This window comes from Chryseobacterium sp. OV279, assembly GCF_900128945.1.
Taxonomy (GTDB): Bacteria; Bacteroidota; Bacteroidia; order Flavobacteriales; family Weeksellaceae; genus Chryseobacterium.
Map to the genome: position 1 here is coordinate 673,042 of NZ_FQUD01000003.1, position 18,849 is coordinate 691,890.

15 protein-coding genes are annotated in these 18,849 nt (G+C 39.8%); 10 read left to right on the top strand and 5 right to left on the bottom strand.

What is annotated here, in order from left to right:
• Positions 1-57 precede the first annotated feature (57 nt).
• Positions 58-840 carry a helix-turn-helix domain-containing protein gene (locus tag BUA72_RS15460; protein WP_072923747.1) on the top strand — a complete coding sequence of 261 codons (783 nt, stop codon included), beginning with the start codon at positions 58-60 and terminating at the stop codon, positions 838-840.
• Between the two features lie 58 nt (positions 841-898).
• On the opposite strand, the gene BUA72_RS15465 is transcribed toward BUA72_RS15460, so the two are convergent.
• The 3 genes from BUA72_RS15465 to BUA72_RS15475 form a co-directional block, all read right to left on the bottom strand.
• Positions 899-1,243: a mannan-binding lectin gene (locus BUA72_RS15465; RefSeq protein ID WP_034725582.1), complete on the bottom strand. Its 345-nt coding sequence runs from the start codon at positions 1,241-1,243 to the stop codon at positions 899-901.
• Positions 1,244-1,569: 326 nt separating this feature from the next.
• Positions 1,570-2,916, bottom strand: a complete 1,347-nt coding sequence (locus tag BUA72_RS15470; RefSeq protein ID WP_072923748.1) for an MATE family efflux transporter — start codon at positions 2,914-2,916, stop codon at positions 1,570-1,572.
• On the bottom strand, positions 2,916-3,566 hold the full coding sequence (locus tag BUA72_RS15475; protein WP_083544227.1) for a VOC family protein: 651 nt from the start codon (positions 3,564-3,566) through the stop codon (positions 2,916-2,918). The genes BUA72_RS15470 and BUA72_RS15475 overlap by 1 nt, the downstream gene beginning before the upstream one ends.
• A gap of 129 nt (positions 3,567-3,695) precedes the next feature.
• Between BUA72_RS15475 and BUA72_RS15480 the strand changes: the two genes are divergently transcribed.
• A complete protein-coding gene (locus tag BUA72_RS15480) occupies positions 3,696-4,679 on the top strand; it encodes a helix-turn-helix domain-containing protein (protein WP_072923752.1) in 984 nt (327 codons plus the stop codon).
• Here BUA72_RS15480 and BUA72_RS15485 read toward each other — a convergent pair whose 3' ends face one another.
• On the bottom strand, positions 4,680-5,300 hold the full coding sequence (locus BUA72_RS15485) for a Crp/Fnr family transcriptional regulator (RefSeq protein WP_228407894.1): 621 nt from the start codon (positions 5,298-5,300) through the stop codon (positions 4,680-4,682).
• A gap of 492 nt (positions 5,301-5,792) precedes the next feature.
• On the opposite strand from BUA72_RS15485, the gene BUA72_RS15490 reads away from it, so the two are divergent.
• The 8 genes from BUA72_RS15490 (at position 5,793) to BUA72_RS15525 (ending at position 15,827) form a co-directional block, all read left to right on the top strand.
• The gene (locus BUA72_RS15490) at positions 5,793-6,401 is read left to right on the top strand and encodes a hypothetical protein (RefSeq protein WP_072923753.1); all 609 of its coding nucleotides are present in this window, start codon (positions 5,793-5,795) and stop codon (positions 6,399-6,401) included.
• A gap of 92 nt (positions 6,402-6,493) precedes the next feature.
• Positions 6,494-7,669: an MFS transporter gene (locus tag BUA72_RS15495; RefSeq protein WP_072923755.1), complete on the top strand. Its 1,176-nt coding sequence runs from the start codon at positions 6,494-6,496 to the stop codon at positions 7,667-7,669.
• Between the two features lie 13 nt (positions 7,670-7,682).
• Positions 7,683-8,465: a siderophore-interacting protein gene (locus BUA72_RS15500; RefSeq protein WP_072923757.1), complete on the top strand. Its 783-nt coding sequence runs from the start codon at positions 7,683-7,685 to the stop codon at positions 8,463-8,465.
• A 40-nt stretch (positions 8,466-8,505) separates the two neighbouring features.
• A complete protein-coding gene (locus BUA72_RS15505) occupies positions 8,506-9,075 on the top strand; it encodes a Crp/Fnr family transcriptional regulator (protein ID WP_072923759.1) in 570 nt (189 codons plus the stop codon).
• 50 nt (positions 9,076-9,125) lie between these two features.
• The gene (locus BUA72_RS15510; RefSeq protein ID WP_072923760.1) at positions 9,126-9,812 is read left to right on the top strand and encodes a hypothetical protein; all 687 of its coding nucleotides are present in this window, start codon (positions 9,126-9,128) and stop codon (positions 9,810-9,812) included.
• Between the two features lie 104 nt (positions 9,813-9,916).
• A complete protein-coding gene (locus BUA72_RS15515; RefSeq protein WP_139259624.1) occupies positions 9,917-10,249 on the top strand; it encodes a hypothetical protein in 333 nt (110 codons plus the stop codon).
• Positions 10,250-10,330: 81 nt separating this feature from the next.
• A complete protein-coding gene (locus BUA72_RS15520; protein ID WP_072923764.1) occupies positions 10,331-14,668 on the top strand; it encodes a CusA/CzcA family heavy metal efflux RND transporter in 4,338 nt (1,445 codons plus the stop codon).
• A gap of 7 nt (positions 14,669-14,675) precedes the next feature.
• Positions 14,676-15,827: an efflux RND transporter periplasmic adaptor subunit gene (locus BUA72_RS15525; RefSeq protein ID WP_072923765.1), complete on the top strand. Its 1,152-nt coding sequence runs from the start codon at positions 14,676-14,678 to the stop codon at positions 15,825-15,827.
• Positions 15,828-15,887: 60 nt separating this feature from the next.
• Here BUA72_RS15525 and BUA72_RS15530 read toward each other — a convergent pair whose 3' ends face one another.
• Positions 15,888-18,779 (bottom strand): AsmA-like C-terminal region-containing protein, encoded by a 2,892-nt coding sequence (locus BUA72_RS15530; RefSeq protein ID WP_072923767.1) that lies wholly within the window; start codon positions 18,777-18,779, stop codon positions 15,888-15,890.
• Positions 18,780-18,849: the final 70 nt, after the last annotated feature.

An 18,849-nucleotide genomic window follows, 5' to 3' on the forward strand; every position in this document is an offset into this window, starting at 1 on the left:
GACAAAATTAATTCAGTTGTTTTGTTTAATTTTGCCAAAGTTTTAACTTAAAACGACATGAATCCACACGACACAATAGTGATTGAAGAATTGGATAAGCCTTATTTTGTATGGTTTGAAGACAACTGGACCCATGATGATATCCTTCATTCCCATGAAAAAGGCCAGCTGGTCTATGTGGAAAGCGGTTTTCAGTATATTACCATAGAAGGGAAGATCTATCTGCTTCCACAAAACCATGCAGCGTGGATTCCTCCCGGTTCTGTCCATAAAACCAATACGCATTCTGAGAAAATTAAACTGATGATCATGTTTGCTGATGTAGATCCGGATATTTCCTTTCATCATGAAATCAATGTATTCTCTGTGCCTCCGGTTTTAAAGGAAATGATAAAATATGCAGAAAGATGGTCCAAAATAATGTCAGAAGATTCGGATGAAATATTGTTTTTAAAAGCACTTTTCAATGAGCTTCCCCGTTTTGTGGAACATTCTCTGAAACTTCACATCCGTCTTCCTGAGGACAAACGCCTTTCTGAACCGATCAGTTACCTGCACAGCCATTATCACGAAGATATCAGGGTAGAAGACCTTAGTGAAATTTTCCTGCTTTCTTTACGTACTTTGGAGCGGATTTTTAAGAAAGAAACAGGAATGACCTTGAGCAAATACCAGCAGATATTGAGAATTATTAAAAGTCTGGAACTGCTGAGTTCCGGAGATCTTACCATATCGGAAACAGCCTATCAGGTAGGGTATAAGAGTGTACAGGCTTTTACCAGAAGTTTCCAGTCTGTGATGCAGTCGAAGCCGACTGATTTTATCAAAACCACTCAGTAGTTTAAAACAAAAAAAATCTCCGGGTTGCCCCGGAGATCTATACTGATTTTAAATATTCCTAGAACTTGAATACGCATCCGCAAACGCTCATTTTGCCTTCTACGACTGTAGTCCACTGTCCGTTCCAGGTACCTCCGTAAGAAGCACAGATAGAAGGACAAATTTCTTTCGCATCTTCGTTGCTCCAGATAGGTCCTGCTAAAACGTCCATAGTATATTCCGTACTTCCAGATGGTTCTGTATCGTATTCAACTTCGATAACGCTCATCTGACCTTCGACAATAGTGCTCCATTGTCCAGTGAATTTTCCTAAATGGGCCGCAGCAATACGACCTCCGATTTTTTGTGCTTCGTCGTTGCTCCAAAGCGGACCTGCAACGATGTTGATTTTGAATTTTGACATGGTGTAATGTTTTTAAGTTGTTTAACATCACAAAGTTGTCACTTTAAAGAGATATATAACAGCGTAGAAAGTACCAAATTCATTATACCGTATTTACACTTAGCCAGAGAATTCATTATTTTATGTTTCCATATACACATGAAATAAACAATTACGTATGCTGATAATGAAAAAGGTCCCCTAGATGAGGAGACCTTAAAAAAACACAAATGATGAAAAAAAATTATTTCGAAGCACAAATATAAGTAAAATTTACATTATGCAAAACATCATAAAGGTATAAATATTCAAAAATTATTAATTCTACATAAAAATAGGCTGTGCTCTTAATGGGCTTTTTCTTTCATTTTTTTACAATTTTTTCCTACCGCATAGATCACCAATCCAAAAATAATCCAATCAATGACAGCACTCGCAGTATAGATGCCGCTGATTCCAAATATCGTGGGTACAATAAGGAGTGCAGGGATATAAAATACAACCTGTCTCAGAATACTGATCACCGTAGCCGGTTTCGCATGATCTACAGACGGAAACCAGACCATTGCCATAAAAACAAATGGCAGTGCAGGCAGAATACTCATGTACATTCTAAAATCAGTCAGTTGACTGTTAATAAAAACCATATCCGGAATCATCACCGATAATACGCCAGACGGATAAAACATAACAAACAGCCAGAACGGCAGTAGAATCATCAACCCAACCAGAGAAAAGATCCGGTAAGCGTTGATACTTCTTTCATATTTTCCGGCTCCGTAGTTCATGCCCGAGACCGGCTGAAGTGCCCGCATCAGACCCCAAAGCGGCGTATTCAGGAGGATATAAAAACGGTTTACAGCGGTGAAAAATGTAATGTCCGAATCTTTGCCATACCTCGCCAGTACGTTGAACACAACAATATTCTGGATAACGATCATGATCATCATAATAAATCCCGGCATTCCCAGTGAAAGCGCTTCTTTAATAATGGCTTTGTCTTTTTTCAGGGACCAGAACCTGGTTTTGAAAGACGCTTTTCCCGATGAATAATACCAAACCCCTAGAACGGTATAAATGACCATTGAAACATTCGTAGCCCAGGCAGCCCCTGCAACGCCCCAGCCAAAAGTATGAATGAAGACAGGTTTTAAAGCGACATCTACTATCAACCCGACAGCAATCATCCATGCAGCGGTTTTCATACGGCCTTCCGCGCGAATCATCATATTCAGAGCTAAACCATGAATCCAGAAAAAGCTTCCGAGAATCGTTGCACGGAAATATTCGGTTCCCAGTGACAGAATTTCACCTCTTCCGCCCATCATATACACCAGTTCTTTTCCAAAAATAAAACATGGAATGGTGATCAGGACAGAGAAAATTAAGGTAAGATAATTCGCTGTTCCCAAAGAATTATTCAGCTTTTCTTTATCATCCGCTCCGATCCAGATACTCACCGCAGAGCCAATTCCTGTTCCGATCAGAGTACCGAATCCCTGAGCAAACTGAGCTAGCGGATAGGCTATACCTACTGCCGCAAGAGCTGTCGTACTGATCAGATGGCCGACAAAGATTCCGTCCAGAAAATTATTCAATCCATAAAGTACCATAGCAATCACGGCTGGCCAGGAAAGCTGCCACATGACGCGATACATATTCTCGTTTAAAATAAGTTGTTTCTGCTTTTCCATTATATAAGTATGTCTTCTATTTTTAGATCTGAATGAAGAAAATCTACCGTCTGAAGTCCTTCGCAGCCTTCCATGAGCATCAATGCTTCTTTATCTTCGAGAAGTGCATCAAGAAGGACAGTGTCCAGTTTTTCTTTTCCAACCTTTATCATTTTTATCCTTTTGATCCCGTTCGGGTGTGTAATTTTTCCAAGTCTGGGATTTACAGAATAAGCAGACATCAGAAAAGGAAAGCGGGTATCATCCGGAACGGCAAGCCGCCATGAGAGCTTTCTTCCGTGGACATCTTTTCTCTTACTTTTAAAAGCTTTACATCCGATGTCTAAATATTCCAGAAGCAGTTGATAGTATTTAAGATCTTTCTGCCGGGTTTCCAGTGACCAGTCGCACCAGCCCGGGCTTTCGTTCCACACTTTCATCCTATCCAAAACAGGGGAGTACCCGAATAATCTCCCGAACCATCTGAATGGCGGAGGAATGACAGGAATTTTAAAAATTTCAATAAAAATACCCTCTTCAAACCAGATAAAAGCATTGTACGCTTTTGATGGATGGGCTCCGTATTCAACATTGAATCCGGCATCTGTCAGTTGTTGAACAGCACGGTTTAAATCGTCTGTACGGAATAAAACATGGCTTATCTGCATCATTTATAGCTTATAATTAAGAATGATTCTAAATAATCATTAACTTTGTGCAAATATAGAGGCCCGGTTCCCTTTTCAAGGTCTGTATAAAGGAGTAAAAACTCCGTCAAAAGGAGAAATACAACAATACAAATGGCGCTTAAACTGTATGGAGACGATATTGAAAATCCGCTGATGGAAAGAGACCATCCGCTCACCAGCTCATTACCATATCAGGACATTCTGGAATGTGAAACTCAGCTGGATCTGCCTTACGGAACAGGAAGCTATAACGAGATTTACATTGGAGACATCCACATCGGATACGGACTGGCCAACCTTGCGGATAAGGTTCTTCTGAATTTTGAGACCGATCACGAAACCGTGGAAATGCATTTTGCCCTGAAAGGAAAAAGCAGTGCCATTTCCGGAAATTTCGCTGAAAATATAGATTTTTCTGATTGTCAGAACAATATTATCTACGCATCCGGAATGGAAGGAACGATGGAATGGGAGAGCCGGAATTTTGAACTTTTTGAGATCAATATTTCACCCAGTTTTTTTAAAAAATTCCTGCCTGATGAATCTCCGTTATTTGAAACTTTCAGAAACCGGATGGAAAAAGGGAATGGTTGCCAGCTGAACCCTGAACATAACAGAATCAATGCCCGGATGTATGGATTGATTAATGAAATCATCAACTGTGAACGTAAAGGAATGTTCAAAAGGATGTTTATTGAAGCCAAAACCATTGAACTCCTGTTGCTTCAGTTTGAACAGATATCCGATCAGTCCCTGATAAAAACTTCTTTAAAAAGGACGGAAATCGACAAGATTCATGCGGTGAGGGATTTTATCATGAAAAACCATCATTCGGATTATTCACTGATTGAGCTTGCCCATTATGCCGGTACGAATGAATTTACCCTTAAAAAAGGATTCAAAGAACTTTTCGGAACCACCGTTTTCGGATTCTGGAACGGCCTAAAAATGGATGAAGCCAGAAAAATGATCCTTGAAAAAGAAATGACCATCAGCGAAGTTTCAGATGCGGTAGGCTACAAAAATCCTCGTCATTTTTCGACGGCTTTTAAAAAGAAATTCGGAATAATTCCGAGCCAGCTGAAAAAATTCTGATCAGTAGAATATTTTACCGTTCTCTATTCGCACCATTTCTTCTTTCTCCATTTTTTTCACAACCCGGATCACTGTTTCTACGCATAGGCCCGTAAGAGAAGCCAGTTGCTGCCTTGTAAACGGAAACTGATAGGAATATTTGCTGGTGTACTGATTGTAAGATTTCAGGCACTCCATCACGCGTTTTACTTTGGTTCCCGGATCGGGTGCAGAGATATTATTCAGCATTACATGCCTGTAATACATCCTTTCTGCTGTGTAAGTATAGAGTTTGGAGAGAAGATCGGGCGAGCTTCCGATAAGCGCCAGAAATTTGACCTTATCCAGCTTTATGATTTCACAAGCCGTCATCGCGACAGCATTAACAGGATAATCTTTATCAATGAACAGGGAGCTCTCTACCAGACAATGCCCGTCAAACGGGATGCTGTGAATGATTTCACGTCCGTCTTCATGGTAATTATTGATCTTTACCGTTCCGGTTTTGATCTGAAAATAGTATTTCGGAACATCACCTTCTTTAAAAATAATATCGTTGACCTTATAACGTACAGGTTCGGCTCCCGAGGACAATAAAAGTTCTTCATCGATTATCATAGGCATATCGTACACACAGACCATGAGACTGAATTGTTCAGATCAATTTCACAGCTGTTGCTTTTAAATTTTTATCCAAAAATAAATATTAGTTTATAAAAACAAGGTAAAATGAGCAAACTTTAACAAATTGACAATGAAATCACGACAACATGACTCCAGTCATAAAATACATCATCCATTCTTTTTACTTTTGGCATGCATTATAAAACTCCATATATTTTAATACATTACGTTTTAACATTAGCCTCTCAATTGAGAGGTTTTTTATATTCTATGATTAAAACACGAATAGCACAAATGTTTTGCACAAATGATACGAATAATATTTGTTGCATAGTGTTATTTGTGGTTAAAAAATATCACAAATATTTTTCACGGGGAATACGAATCTCTTTGTCACATTAGTGTTATTTGTGAAAGTATTTGCGTCATTTGTGTTTAAAAATCAGTGTTGTGATTGCACTCATAAAGGAATTCTTCCGGTTTTTATAACTTAGTCTAAAATTCAACACCATGAAACCAAAGCAGATTCCAAGAGTTCCCCAGCAAATATCCGGTGGATTTCACGATACAGAAAGCCAAAAACAGTTTGAGCCAATACTTTTTCCTGTAAAATTTAAACTGCTCAAAGAAAGGTTTTTCGCGGTGAACCAATGGAAAAGCTATTGTGGAGAAGGGTTTGCTGATTTTAAGCTGTACGATGCTGAAGGAAATGAAGTCGTGAGAATTCCTCAGATAGGAGATTTCATAAGAATAGATATTCCCGGTCCGGGAGAAAAAGCAGCGAAGGGTTATGACTGGGTAGAAATCACTGACATCTGCTTCCAGGAAGACAATATCTCTGAAAGTATTATGATCACCTGTAATCCATCAAAGGATCCTGAAGATAAACACAGTAAACATATTGCCCATTTTTACAGTGCTAAAGCTACATCTACCTTTATGATTTCCAGAACAGCCACTCACTTAAAAGCAGCAGTCTACGGACGGAATGAAACACCGAATTTCGATGCAGGATTGATTGATGTTGTTAGAAATCTGATGGTCGCTGCCGGAGGAATGATAGGTGTTTCCAAGATCCAATGGAAAAAACTTTCGGACGGTTTTCTGGATTTTGAATAAAAAGAAATTCCGTTTTTTCCTTTTTTGACCTAAGTCAAAGTTTTTCTTCTGTCGTACCAGGACATTTGCACCGAAATATTTAAACAAAAATTATGAGTGCAACATTAGCAAAGGGACAGACCATTAATTTCTATCAGGCAACTATGCCCATTATCCTGTCTGTTTTTGCCATATACCTGACGATAGGAATTGCCTTAGGCGTGCTTCCTCAATTTGTTCAGAATAAATTAGGTTTCAACAGCCTTATCATCGGACTGGTGATCGGGCTTCAGTCGCTGGCCACCCTTTTAACCCGGGCTTATTCCGGAAAAATAACAGATACGAAAGGCGCTAAAAAAAGCAAAATGTCAGGAATCATATTATCTGTCATTGCCGGATCAGCCTATATTCTTGCCGCATTTTTTCAAACTTCTCCTATGTTGGCTCTTGGATTTCTTCTGCTGGCAAGGATCATTCATGGGGTAGGTGAAAGTTTTCTCGTTACAGGAGCTTTAACCTGGGGAATCGGGCTTGCAGGCCACGAAAAGTCGGGAAAAGTAATGACCTGGAATGGTATCGCCATGTATGCGGGGATTGCGATCGGAGCTCCGTTAAGCATCTGTTTGAGTAAAGGCTTTGGAGACCTTCCCGCATTTATTCTGATCATGCTGCTGCCACTTGTCAGCTGGATTTCTACAGCGAAACTTCCTGCTATCCCTGTGGATAAAGACCATATCAGAACTCCTTTTTATAAGGTGATCAAAACAGTGGCCGGACAAGGATTAAGCCTTGCATTTTCCTCTATGGCTTTCGGCTGCATTGCCTCATTTGTAGGGCTTTTCTTTATGGAGAAAAACTGGGGTGATGCATCACTGGCTTTCATGACTTTCGGGGCATGCTATGTATTAACCCGGATTTTCTTTGCTTCTTTTCCGGACAAATTTGGAGGTTTCAAGGTCGCTTTTATTTCGCTGATTATTGAAGCAGCCGGACAGATCATGATCTGGACTTCAGCCTCAAAAGCTGTAGCGATTATCGGGTGTGGACTGACCGGAATAGGTTTTTCCCTTATTTTTCCTGCCCTTGGAGTACTGGCTATTCAGAAAGTAAAACCACAGATGCGGGGAACTGCTTTGGGAGCTTATGTAGCTTTCGTAGATCTTTCGCTGGGATTGGCCGGGCCGGCTGCGGGTCTTGCTGCCGGATGGTTTAATTATCAGGCTGTCTATCTTTTCGGAGCCATCAGCTGCATTCTTTCTATGATTATTCTATTATTTAACAAAAAATAATTCTTTAAAAACAATGATAACAAGTTCAATAACAACACGAAAAATACGTTCTTTATTTACCGTTAAAGATAAAAAATACCTTACCCCACATCTTATCCGGGTGGGATTTAAAATAGACGAAAACCAGCTGGAATTATTAACCCATGTTCGATCCGGATCCAATAACAAAATATTTATTCCTGTTCACAGAGAAGACCAAAAGTCAGACCCGGTATTCATCACCAGAACCTACACCAGCCGTAAGATTGATCTGGAAAACCGTGAACTTACCATTGATTTTATTGCTCATGGGGAAAACAGTCCGGCATCAGCATGGGCATTGAATGCAAAACTAGGTGATTCACTTGAAATAGGCATGAAAGAAAGCACACGGCCATTGATTCCTGATGCAGATTTCTATTTACTCGTTGGAGATGCCACGGCATTACCTGTTATCAGTGCGATCGCAGAACAGCTGCCTTCTTTTGTAACCGCAAAAATATTTTTGGAGGTACATGGAAAAGAAGATGAAATGATATTGTGCTCTGCCGCCGATATATCTGTAGAATGGCTTTATAACTCTCATCCTGAAGAGGGAAGCCAATTGGCAGATATCGTCAAAAGCTTTGTATTTCCAAAAGGAATCCTGAAAGAATATGTCTATGCCGCTACCGAATATACTACGGCAAAAGAAATCCGCACTTATTTCAAAACTGAATTAAACTGGGATGCACACGGCATGCATGTAGTTTCTTACTGGAAGGCTGGTCAGTCGGAGGACGAAACATCCAAAGAGCGGCAGAACCAGAGAGATTAAGCATTTATTGCTACATTTGCTGACGACTGATTTTAAATCAATGGAAGAACTATTAGCTTCATATATCAAAAGCAGAATATCGGTAACCGATGAAGAACTTAGTATCATTCTTTCCCATTTCAAACCAATGAAACTGAAAAAGAATGAACTGCTTCTTGCTAACGGACAATCCAGCCAGAGAACATTCTTTGTCGTAAAAGGCTGTCTCCGCATCTTCTTTATCAATGAAGAAGGGCAGGACTCTACCCGGTATTTTGCTTTTGAAAATCAGTTTGCAACCGCTTTGGTCAGTTTTATTACTTCAGAGCCGTCGGATGAATTTATTCAGGCTGTGGAAGATTCAGAAATCTATTACATCACGCACGGAAGCTTTTATCATTTACTGGATCAGATTCCGCAGTGGGAAAAATTTTACAGAATTTACCTTGAAGGCGCTTATGTAAACAATACACGACGATTAATGTCTTTTCTGGTACAGGATGCCCTAGAAAAATACCGCCAGTTACTGGATGAAAACCCGATTATTGTGCGAAGGCTTTCCAACAAAATGGTAGCTTCCTACCTCAATATTTCTCAGGAGACCTTAAGCAGATTAAAATCAAAACTCTGATTCTGTCATTCTCTGAATTTCTCCGTCTAATCTTTAATTTTTAGCTTCTTATGAACAGCAAGCCTAAACCTTCTGATTTTTTTTCAGGCAATATTCTTTCAAAAAATAAAATTGCAGAAAACACTTTTCACATCAGAATTCAAAGCAGGGATTTTTCGCAGCTTCACTATGCTGCGGGATACACGGCGGAAATTTTCCTTTCTGATCCTTACTACAATCCGGAGACTGAAGTCCGGGAGTACGCGTTCTGGAATTACGAACCGGTTTTTCATACCGCAGATTTTGCCATCCATACAGATGTGATGAATCAGACTTCAAAATGGATAGAAACCGTTCAGGAAGGCGACAGTATTTTTTTTAGGAAATTTTCTAATGAATTGATTTTAGATGAATCCGGGAGTCATTATTTCCTGATCGGAGATGTTAAAGCACTGGCTTATCTGTATGAGATCAACAGGGCATTAGCCATAAGTAAGAAAGTCGATAGCTTTATTTATACTGAACGAAAAGAAGAAGTATTTTCCGATCTTGATCACAGTTTTCCGTTAACATCGCATGTCATTAACCCCTTAACACCGGAGGAAATTGTGGAAATTATAAAGAAAAAATTCCCTGAAAACAGTAAAAATACGATAGTCTACATTTTCGGAAGTGAGGAAATCAGTTCGCTGATCTCTACTTATTTACAAAACAATTCATCTTTTGAAATATCACATATGTACGGGAAAGACTTCTGACACAGGGATTATTCTCATAAAATTAATATAGAGAACCGTTTTAGAAAAAATTTAAGCCCTATATTTGCACCGCAATGTTAAAATGGCTTTCCATAATATGTTCAATGATGTATGTGCTTGCTACCACCAATACGGCGGAAGTGCTTAAAGTGCCGTTGTTTGTGGAGCATCTTATGGAATATGAAGGAAACTTCGCAGAGTTTGTCATGGAGCACTATGACAACCACAAAGAAGATTCAGATTGGGCTACAGACCAGAAACTTCCTTTTATCAATCCACCCATTGTGCTGATGGTGAATGCCCAGCTTCCTGATATCAGTTTTCGGATAGAAAAACCTAAAGAAATCAGTGTGCCGCAGAAAAACAGCACTTATCAGGAGAAAAACTTTCCAAGTCTTTATCTTTCCCGTATTTTCCAGCCTCCGCGGCTCTCTTAATTGATTTTGAATTGAAGATTAATGCTTTAGGATTTTGCCCTGAAGCAGTCAATTTCTTGTTTATCAATTAATAATTTTTCCATGTTAAATAAAATTATTGAGTTTTCTGTAAAGAATAAACTCATCATCGCTCTTTTTACCATAGGGCTGATCCTTCTTGGGATCTATGAAACCACCAAACTTCCTATTGATGCCCAGCCGGATATTACCAATAATCAGGTTCAGATCATTACCACAGCGCCTTCTTATGGAGCAGCAGACATCGAACGTCTTGTTACTTTTCCGATAGAACAGGCTACCAGCAACATCAGCGGAATCACTGAACTCCGCAGTTTTTCACGTTTCGGGCTTTCTCTTGTGACCGTCGTTTTTGATGATCAAACGGATGTCTACTGGGCCCGTCAACAGGTTCAGGAACGCCTTCAGCTTGTTCAGGAAAATATTCCTGAAGGCATCGGGAAACCAGAGCTGGGACCTATTTCTTCCGGACTGGGAGAGATTTTTCAATATGTGGTAAGAGCTAAAAAAGGCTACGAAAATGTGTATGATGAAACTGAGCTCAGAACCATTCAGGATTGGGTAATCAGACGCCAGCTTTTAGGAACAAAAGGAGTAGCAGATGTCAGCAGTTTCGGGGGGAAGTTGAAACAGTACGAAATAGCGATTAATCCTAATAAATTACAAGCATTTAACATTAATATTAATGATGTTTTTGCTGCCCTGGAAAAGAACAACCAGAATACCGGAGGTGCCTATATCGAGAAGAAAGAAACCGTTCTTTTTATCCGAAGTGAAGGCCTTTTAGGTAGCGTGGAAGACATCGGAAATATCCAGGTTGCCGATACCAAAGACGGAATTCCGGTTCATATCAAGGATGTCGCATCAGTTAAGATCGGCTTTGCCACAAGATACGGAGCCATGACTTACAATGATACCGGAGAAGTATCAGGAGCCATTGTTTTAATGTTAAAAGGTGAAAATGCCAATGAAGTCATCGGAAATATAAAGCAGAGACTTGAAAAAATCCAGGAGTCTTTACCTGAAGGGGTTGTCGTAGAGCCGTTCCTTGACCGTGCTAAAATGGTGAATAATACGATCAGTACCGTAAAAACCAACCTGATGGAAGGAGCTTTGATCGTCGTTTTTATCCTTGTTCTGTTCCTTGGGAATTTCAGAGCAGGATTATTGGTGGCATCGGTGATTCCTTTAGCCATGCTGTTTGCCATTATCATGATGAATATTTTTGGGGTCGGAGGAAACCTAATGAGTCTCGGAGCCCTTGATTTCGGATTGATTGTAGACGGAGCCGTTATTATCGTGGAAGCTGTTCTCCATCAGCTGGCTCATAAAAAGCATTTTGGTAAAGACAATATGCTCAGCAAGAAGGAAATGGATGAACAGGTTTCCGGTTCTGCTTCAAAAATGGTGAACAGTGCCGTATTCGGGCAAATCATTATCCTGATCGTGTACCTTCCGATTTTTACGCTTCAGGGAATTGAAGGAAAAATGTTCAAACCTATGGCTCAAACGGTTGCTTTTGCTTTGGTCGGAGCATTCCTGCTTTCCTTAACTTATATTCCGATGATGAGCTCGCTTGTTTTGAGTAAAAAGAAAAAGGAGAAGGACAATATTTCAGACAGGGTCATGGCCAAAGTAGAAGCAGGTCATCAGAAATTCCTGATGAAAGCTCTTAAATTCAGAAAAACAATTCTTCTGACTGTTTTGGTCCTTTTTGCAGGCGCTGTGGTGATTCTTTCCAGAATGGGTGGTGAATTCATTCCATCATTAGAAGAAGGCGATTTTGCTGTTGAAATGCGTATTCTGCAGGGAAGTAACATTAATGAAACAAAAAAGGTAACCAGTCAGGCTGCCGGAATTCTTCTGAAACAGTTTCCTGAAGTAGAAAAAGTAGTTACCAAGATCGGAAGTGCGGAAATTCCTACAGAACCCATGCCGATGGATGCGGGAGACATGATTATTGTTTTAAAACCTAAAAAAGAATGGACATCCGCCACATCATTTCCTGAACTTTCAGCTAAGATGAGCGAATCCCTCAAAGTCATTCCGGGATTGACGACAGGCTTCCAATTTCCTGTGCAGATGCGTTTCAATGAGCTGATGACAGGAGCCAGACAGGATGTGGTCTGTAAAATTTATGGTGAAGATCTGGACAGTCTTGCGCTGTATGCAAAAAAGCTAGGCAGTATCATTAATACCGTGAAAGGTGCGCAGGATCTCTATCTGGAACCTGTTGTGGGAGCGCCTCAGGTGGTGATTGATTACAACCGGGCAGAACTTTCACGTCACCGTATTTCCGTAGCAGAAATCAACAGAGTGATCAATATGGCTTTTGCAGGACAAACCGCAGGAGCTTTATACGAAGGGGAAAGGAAATTTGATATTGTGGTCCGTATGGATAACGAACATAAAAAAGATATCACCAGCATCCGGAATCTTTTGGTTCCTACCGCTTCAGGTGAACAGATTCCGTTATCTCAATTGGCTAAAGTGGAATTAAAAAACAGTCCGAATCAGATTCAGAGGGAAGATACTAAAAGAAGGATTGTGGTAGGATTTAACGTGCGTGGGAGAGATGTTCAGAGCATCGTGGAAGAGCTTCAGAAGAAGACGGATAAAGATTTAAAATTGTCTTCCGGGTATACGATTTCCTATGGCGGTGCCTTTGAGAATTTAAATGAAGCCAAAGCCAGACTGGGAATTGCCGTTCCAATTTCACTGGTGATGATTTTCTTACTACTATTCTTTGCTTTCGGTTCTGTAAAACACAGTCTGATTATTTACACCGCGATTCCTTTATCAGCCATTGGCGGGGTATATTTTATGGCGTTGAGAGGCATGCCTTTCAGCATCAGTGCAGGAGTTGGATTTATTGCCCTTTTCGGAGTTGCCGTACTTAACGGAATTGTTTTGATATCAGAGTTTAACCGGTTAAAAAAGAACGGGATAACCAACACCAGCAGAATTGTCCTGATGGGAACAAGAATCAGGCTTCGTCCGGTTTTAATGACCGCTTTTGTTGCTTCATTAGGTTTCCTTCCGATGGCACTCAGCAGTGGTGCAGGGGCAGAAGTACAAAGGCCTTTGGCAACGGTAGTTATTGGCGGACTGATGTTGGCCACCTTACTTACCCTATTTGTGCTTCCTATTCTCTATGTCTTATTTGAACGAATTAATAAAAAGAAAATGAAATTCTCTAAAAAACTTAATTATAAAAAACTGTCGGTGATTCTGTTATTACTTTCCGTAAGTGGAATCAGTGCACAGGAAAATATTACTTATGAACAGGCTTTGGAAAAGGCTTATCAACAAAACGGGACGCTTAAAAATTCAAAACTGATCTCTGATTATCAGGAAAAACTGAAAGGAACTTATCTTGATATTCCGCAACTGGAAGTGGCTGGCGCTATCGGACAGATCCAGGGACAGGAAACCGACAATTCATTCTCGGTATCGCAAAGATTCAGTTTTCCGACAGTATATTCGAAAAGAAAACAAATGCTGGACGCTTCATGGACGGCTAGTGTGATGAATCAAAACCTGACCAAAGCACAGCTCAGAAAGGAAGTTTCAGATGTTTTTTACAGGATCTTAATTCTTCAGGAAAAGAAAAAAGTACTGGAATACATCAGCCGTCTGTATCAGAATTTTGCCGATAAAGCAAGCTTAAGACTGAAAAAAGGAGAGGCTAATATTCTGGAGGAATCTACCGGTTCCATCCAGAAAGAGCAGGCAGACATCCAGTTGAATACGCTTGAAAATGACCTGAATATCGCGAAACTGCAATTCCAGTTACTGCTTCAGTCTGAAAAGCCGTATCAACCTGTAGCTGATCAGTCTGTCATGGACATCAGTCTGCAACGCTTTGAGGAAACCATCAGCCAGCATCCTGAACTCCAGTATTTACAACAGCAGATTAAAATCAATGAAGCTGAAGTACAGCTTGAAAAAAGTAAACTTCTTCCTGAACTTCTTGTGGGATACACGAATCAAAGCATGAAGAACATCAATAATAACCGTTTTAATTCCGTTCAGGTCGGTGTGGGAATTCCGTTGTTCACGAAAGGGCAGAGGGCATTGGCCAAAGCTGCTCAGGCTAAAATTGCTGTTTCCGAAAATGAATACCAGCGTAAAGAGATTGAGCTTAAAAACAGAATCGGACAGCAGATCAGCAATTACATGAATCAAAAGAAGATTATTGACAATTATGAAAAGAAACAGCTTCCGAAATCTGAAACGATTCTAACTGCTGCCCAGAAGCAGATGGATGCCGGAGAAATCGATTATATGACCTGGGTTTTATTGGTCAATCAGGCTGTGAAAACGAAAGCAGACTACATCGATCATCTGGAAAAACTTAACCAGATTGCAGCAGAATTCAATTATTTAATTTCAAAATAATAGCGGAATGTCATTCAAAAAAATATCTATATACAGCCTTGGTTTAGCTCTTGTTTTATCTTCATGTTCAGGAAAAAAAGAAGAGGAGAAAACCATTTACGAGAATAAAAAATTTGCGAAGAATAAAGAAAATACGGTAAAGCTTTCAGAAAAGCAGCTTCAGACAGTAGGTGTGACCACGACCATTATTCAAAGCAGGAATATGGACAAACTGGTCAGACTAAACGGAAAAGCAGAGATTGCGCCGTCGCATATGAGTTCGGTTTCCAGCATTATGGGCGGACACATCAAGTCGATTCATGTCATCAGTGGAAGTCATTTTAAGAAAGGTCAGGTGCTGGCTGTGGTGGAAGATCCTCAGTTTATACAGCTACAACAGGATTATTTGGTGACCCGAGCTCAGCTGGAATCTGCAAGACTGAATCTTAGCCGTCAGAAAGATCTTAATATCAGCAAAGCCAGCAGCGATAAAACCCTGCAGACCGCACAGGCTGATTATTCCACTTTGAATGCCACTTTAAAAGGACTGGAAGAAAAACTGAGAATCATAGGCATCAATGCAAAAGGACTGAGCTCAGGAAATATCAGAAGCAGAATCAGTATTTATGCGCCTTTCAATGGATTTGTGAGCAAGATTCTGGTCAATAACGGACAATATATCAATCCGGCTGATACTTTATTTGAACTGATTGATCCTGCCGGATTATTGCTCGAACTTAAAGTTTTTGAAAATGATGTGAATGATATTAAAACCGGACAGGACATTCTGGTCTACAGCAATGAAAATCCTGATCTTAAACTGAACGCGAAAATCGTCAGCGTAGTTCCCAGCATTGAAAACGGAGGCGCTGCGATGGCGGTTGCTAAACTTTCCTCTCCTAATTCAGATTTTGTGAAAGGAATGTATATTAATGCAGAAGTAAGCATTAGTGGTAGAAATACGCCGGGACTTCCCAATGAGTCCGTCGTTTCTTTTGAAAACAGAAGTTATGTTTTTGAAGACCATGGAAGAGGCAATTATAAGATGATTCCGGTTACAGCAGGAATCTCCGATGACCAGTTTACGGAAATCCTGAAAGCAGATTTCTTAAAGGATAAAAAAATAGTGCAAAAAGGAGCGTACGGCCTTCTGATGATGCTTAAGAATAAAGCGGAGTAGATCATATATCGTTTTAAACTATAAAAATAAAGACTGCCCGAATGTGCAGTCTTTATTTTTTTATTTCTCCTTAAGATCTTTATTGATCTGCTTTTCCGCATTTTTAGCTTTCTCTTCCTGAGCTTCTTTTTCCTTCCGTTGCTGCCTTCTTGATTTTTTCTCAGCCCGTTTTTCTTCACGGATCACTTTGTTCGACTTTTTATTGTACAGCGCATCTACAATTCCTTGTCCGGTTTTACTGAAAATTTTGATTTTCGGTTTGCTGTGAGTTCCCGTGACTACAATTGGAAAACCAATCCAGCCAGCCGGAGGAAGACCGACTCTCACTCTTAAATCCAGCAGTCCGTTGAAACTCGTTGTTCCGCTGATAGAAGGTCTCAGAACGGAAACTTTAAAGGTGAATTTATCTACGTGGATCAAATTGTTTTTGATATTGGTTTCAATCGTTACGCCCTTCATATCAGGATTATCAAAAGCCTTTGCACCAATATTATCTCCGACAGCAGAAAGCATTTTCAGGTTTTTCACTTCAACATCCCGGAGATTGACTGTTCCACCGCCTTCCAGTGAAGGATAAATCGGGCTCATGTTTTTATCAAAATCCCCTTTCAGTTTATAATCCAGAGATACAATTCCTTTGACATCTTTGGCTGCAGTGGCCATTTCACGAACCATATCAATCTCTTTATAAGCTCTCTGAACATCAAAATCCTGAACTTTAAGGGCTACATCATAATTAGCCGTGAGCGGAGATTCATCCTGATAACGCGCATCAATATTCATGCGGCTTCCGATAATGTCAAACGAGGTGTTTTTAAGATACACTTCTCCTTTATTCACCGAAGCATTTCCTTTCAGGTGATTAAGCGCCAATCCTTTAAATTCAACCTTTTTGGCATTAGCTTCCAGGGAAACATCCAGGTTTTTCGGGATGATGACCACACCGCTGCTTTTCGGGTTTTCTACTTTTGCATATTCCACTTCAATGGATTTATCGGTATTGTCTCCACTTTTAAGGGCCATAAACTCATCGATCAGGATGTAATTGGAATTTAAAGTGAATTTCCCATGAAGCGTTCCTTTTCTTTCAATAAAATAATTGATGGTATTGAGGAGATAACCGTTCAGTGCAAAATCAGATTTTCCGTAGGTAGCCAGGAATTTTCTGAACCACATTTTTTCATTTTCAAACTGAAAATTTCCCTCTTTGATAAAAAATGACTGAGGAAGGTATTCTGTGGTGGCTTTAATGTTTTTTAAAATTAAAGTTCCTTTGTTATCCAACTTGCTGTACTGCCCGGTTGTAGCATAACTCTGCCGGCCATTTAGCGATAGATCCGCCATGATTAATCCGCTGATATCGAATCCTTTTTTCGCAAAAACTTTATAGATTCTTCCGACATTCAATACGCCTTTTGCGCGGACTTTATACAGCAGATCTTCGAAATTCTTTAAATCGGCATTCACAAAAACAGGATTTCCTTCAAAATCAAAGCTGAAGGGATCCAGTTTTACACCAAGGCTTTTGAAAGTCCCGTCCGTATTGATAATATTCGCTACCAAATTGATATTTTGGATAGGGTTGGGGTAATATTTTGTTTTGACCAAACCGTTTTTAAGGTTCAGATAGCCATTGGTTTTTGGAAACAGCTTTTTATCCAGACTGAAAATTCCATTGGCTTTAATATTGGTATCCATCAATCCCCGGACATCAATATCTTTCAGCCCTAAAGCCTGGCTCAACGTCTTCAGGTCTACAGCGCCTTTTATATTGGCATCCACCTGCATTTCGTTCAAACCTTTCGTTTTCACATAAGCCCGGAAATTATTATTCGGACCCAGATCAAAACTCAGCTTTTTCAAATCTACGGCAAGCTGATTGGTGTCTAATGACGGTAAATCCACATTCAGATCCATATTCAGATGGTTCATCGGAACGGGCGCTTTTCCATTAGACACAAAACCGTTTTTAACCAAAAGACGTACTTTGACTCTCGGTTTCACATTTTTAGGATCACTGAACCTGCCTTTGATATGAAAATACAGATCACTGTTACCTTCTATTTTGGTGTTTTTTGCCCAGTCGAGATATTGCGGAGGAAGCACGGAAATCATCTCACGGATTGTAGTTTTTTCCGAAGCTGCTTTGATGTCCATATTGTACCCGTCTTTTAGAATACTCATAAATCCAATAAATCTTAGAGGTAAATCATTAATTCTTAACTCATTCTTTTTTAAGACAAAAGTTAAGGCATTGGTATTAATTCTGGTGATCAGGTCTGCGTGTAAAGTTTTTTGTTTGGCGTAATAAATTCTGTTCAGGCTGAAATCCACTTTATCAATATCAAGATTCGTCTGAAGGTCAAAAATATCCTCACTCAATCCGCCTTTTCCTGTATAATTCAGCCCTTTGGCATCTACTAAAACTCTTGCAGAATGATCGTTGTATCTGATATTCCAGTTTTTAAGTCTGATCAGGTCCAGTTTGATAGAAGCACCTGTTTCTGTAGTATCTTTAGGCTTTCCGGAAGGTTTGGAGACGTAGACATTATAATTCGCTTCTCCTTTACTGTTGACAAAAACATTGGCATTGGCATCGGTAACATAAATTTCATCAATCTTCACTTCACGATTGAAAATCAGATTTTTAAGATTGATTCCCACTGCTAATTCTTTTGCCGTCAGTAACGTGTCATTCTGAAAAGGTTTTGAGCCCTGTAAAACGAGATCATCTACAGAAACCGTAAGAGAAGGGAAGTGGCGGAAGAAGGTAAGATGCGTCTTTTTATAATCGAGTTTACCCGCAAGATGCCGATTGGCAAATATTTTTACCTGCTGAGAAATCGTTCCCGGAAAAAGGATGGGAATGATAAACATTAAAAATAAGATGGCTGCTATTGAAATTCCGGTCCATTTTAGAATTTTCAAAATTATTTTTTTAAACTTTTCCATAAATCCATAATTTTGATGAATATTGATAATGATAATTAGTTATTTGTAATCTAAAATCAAGCCATTTGCC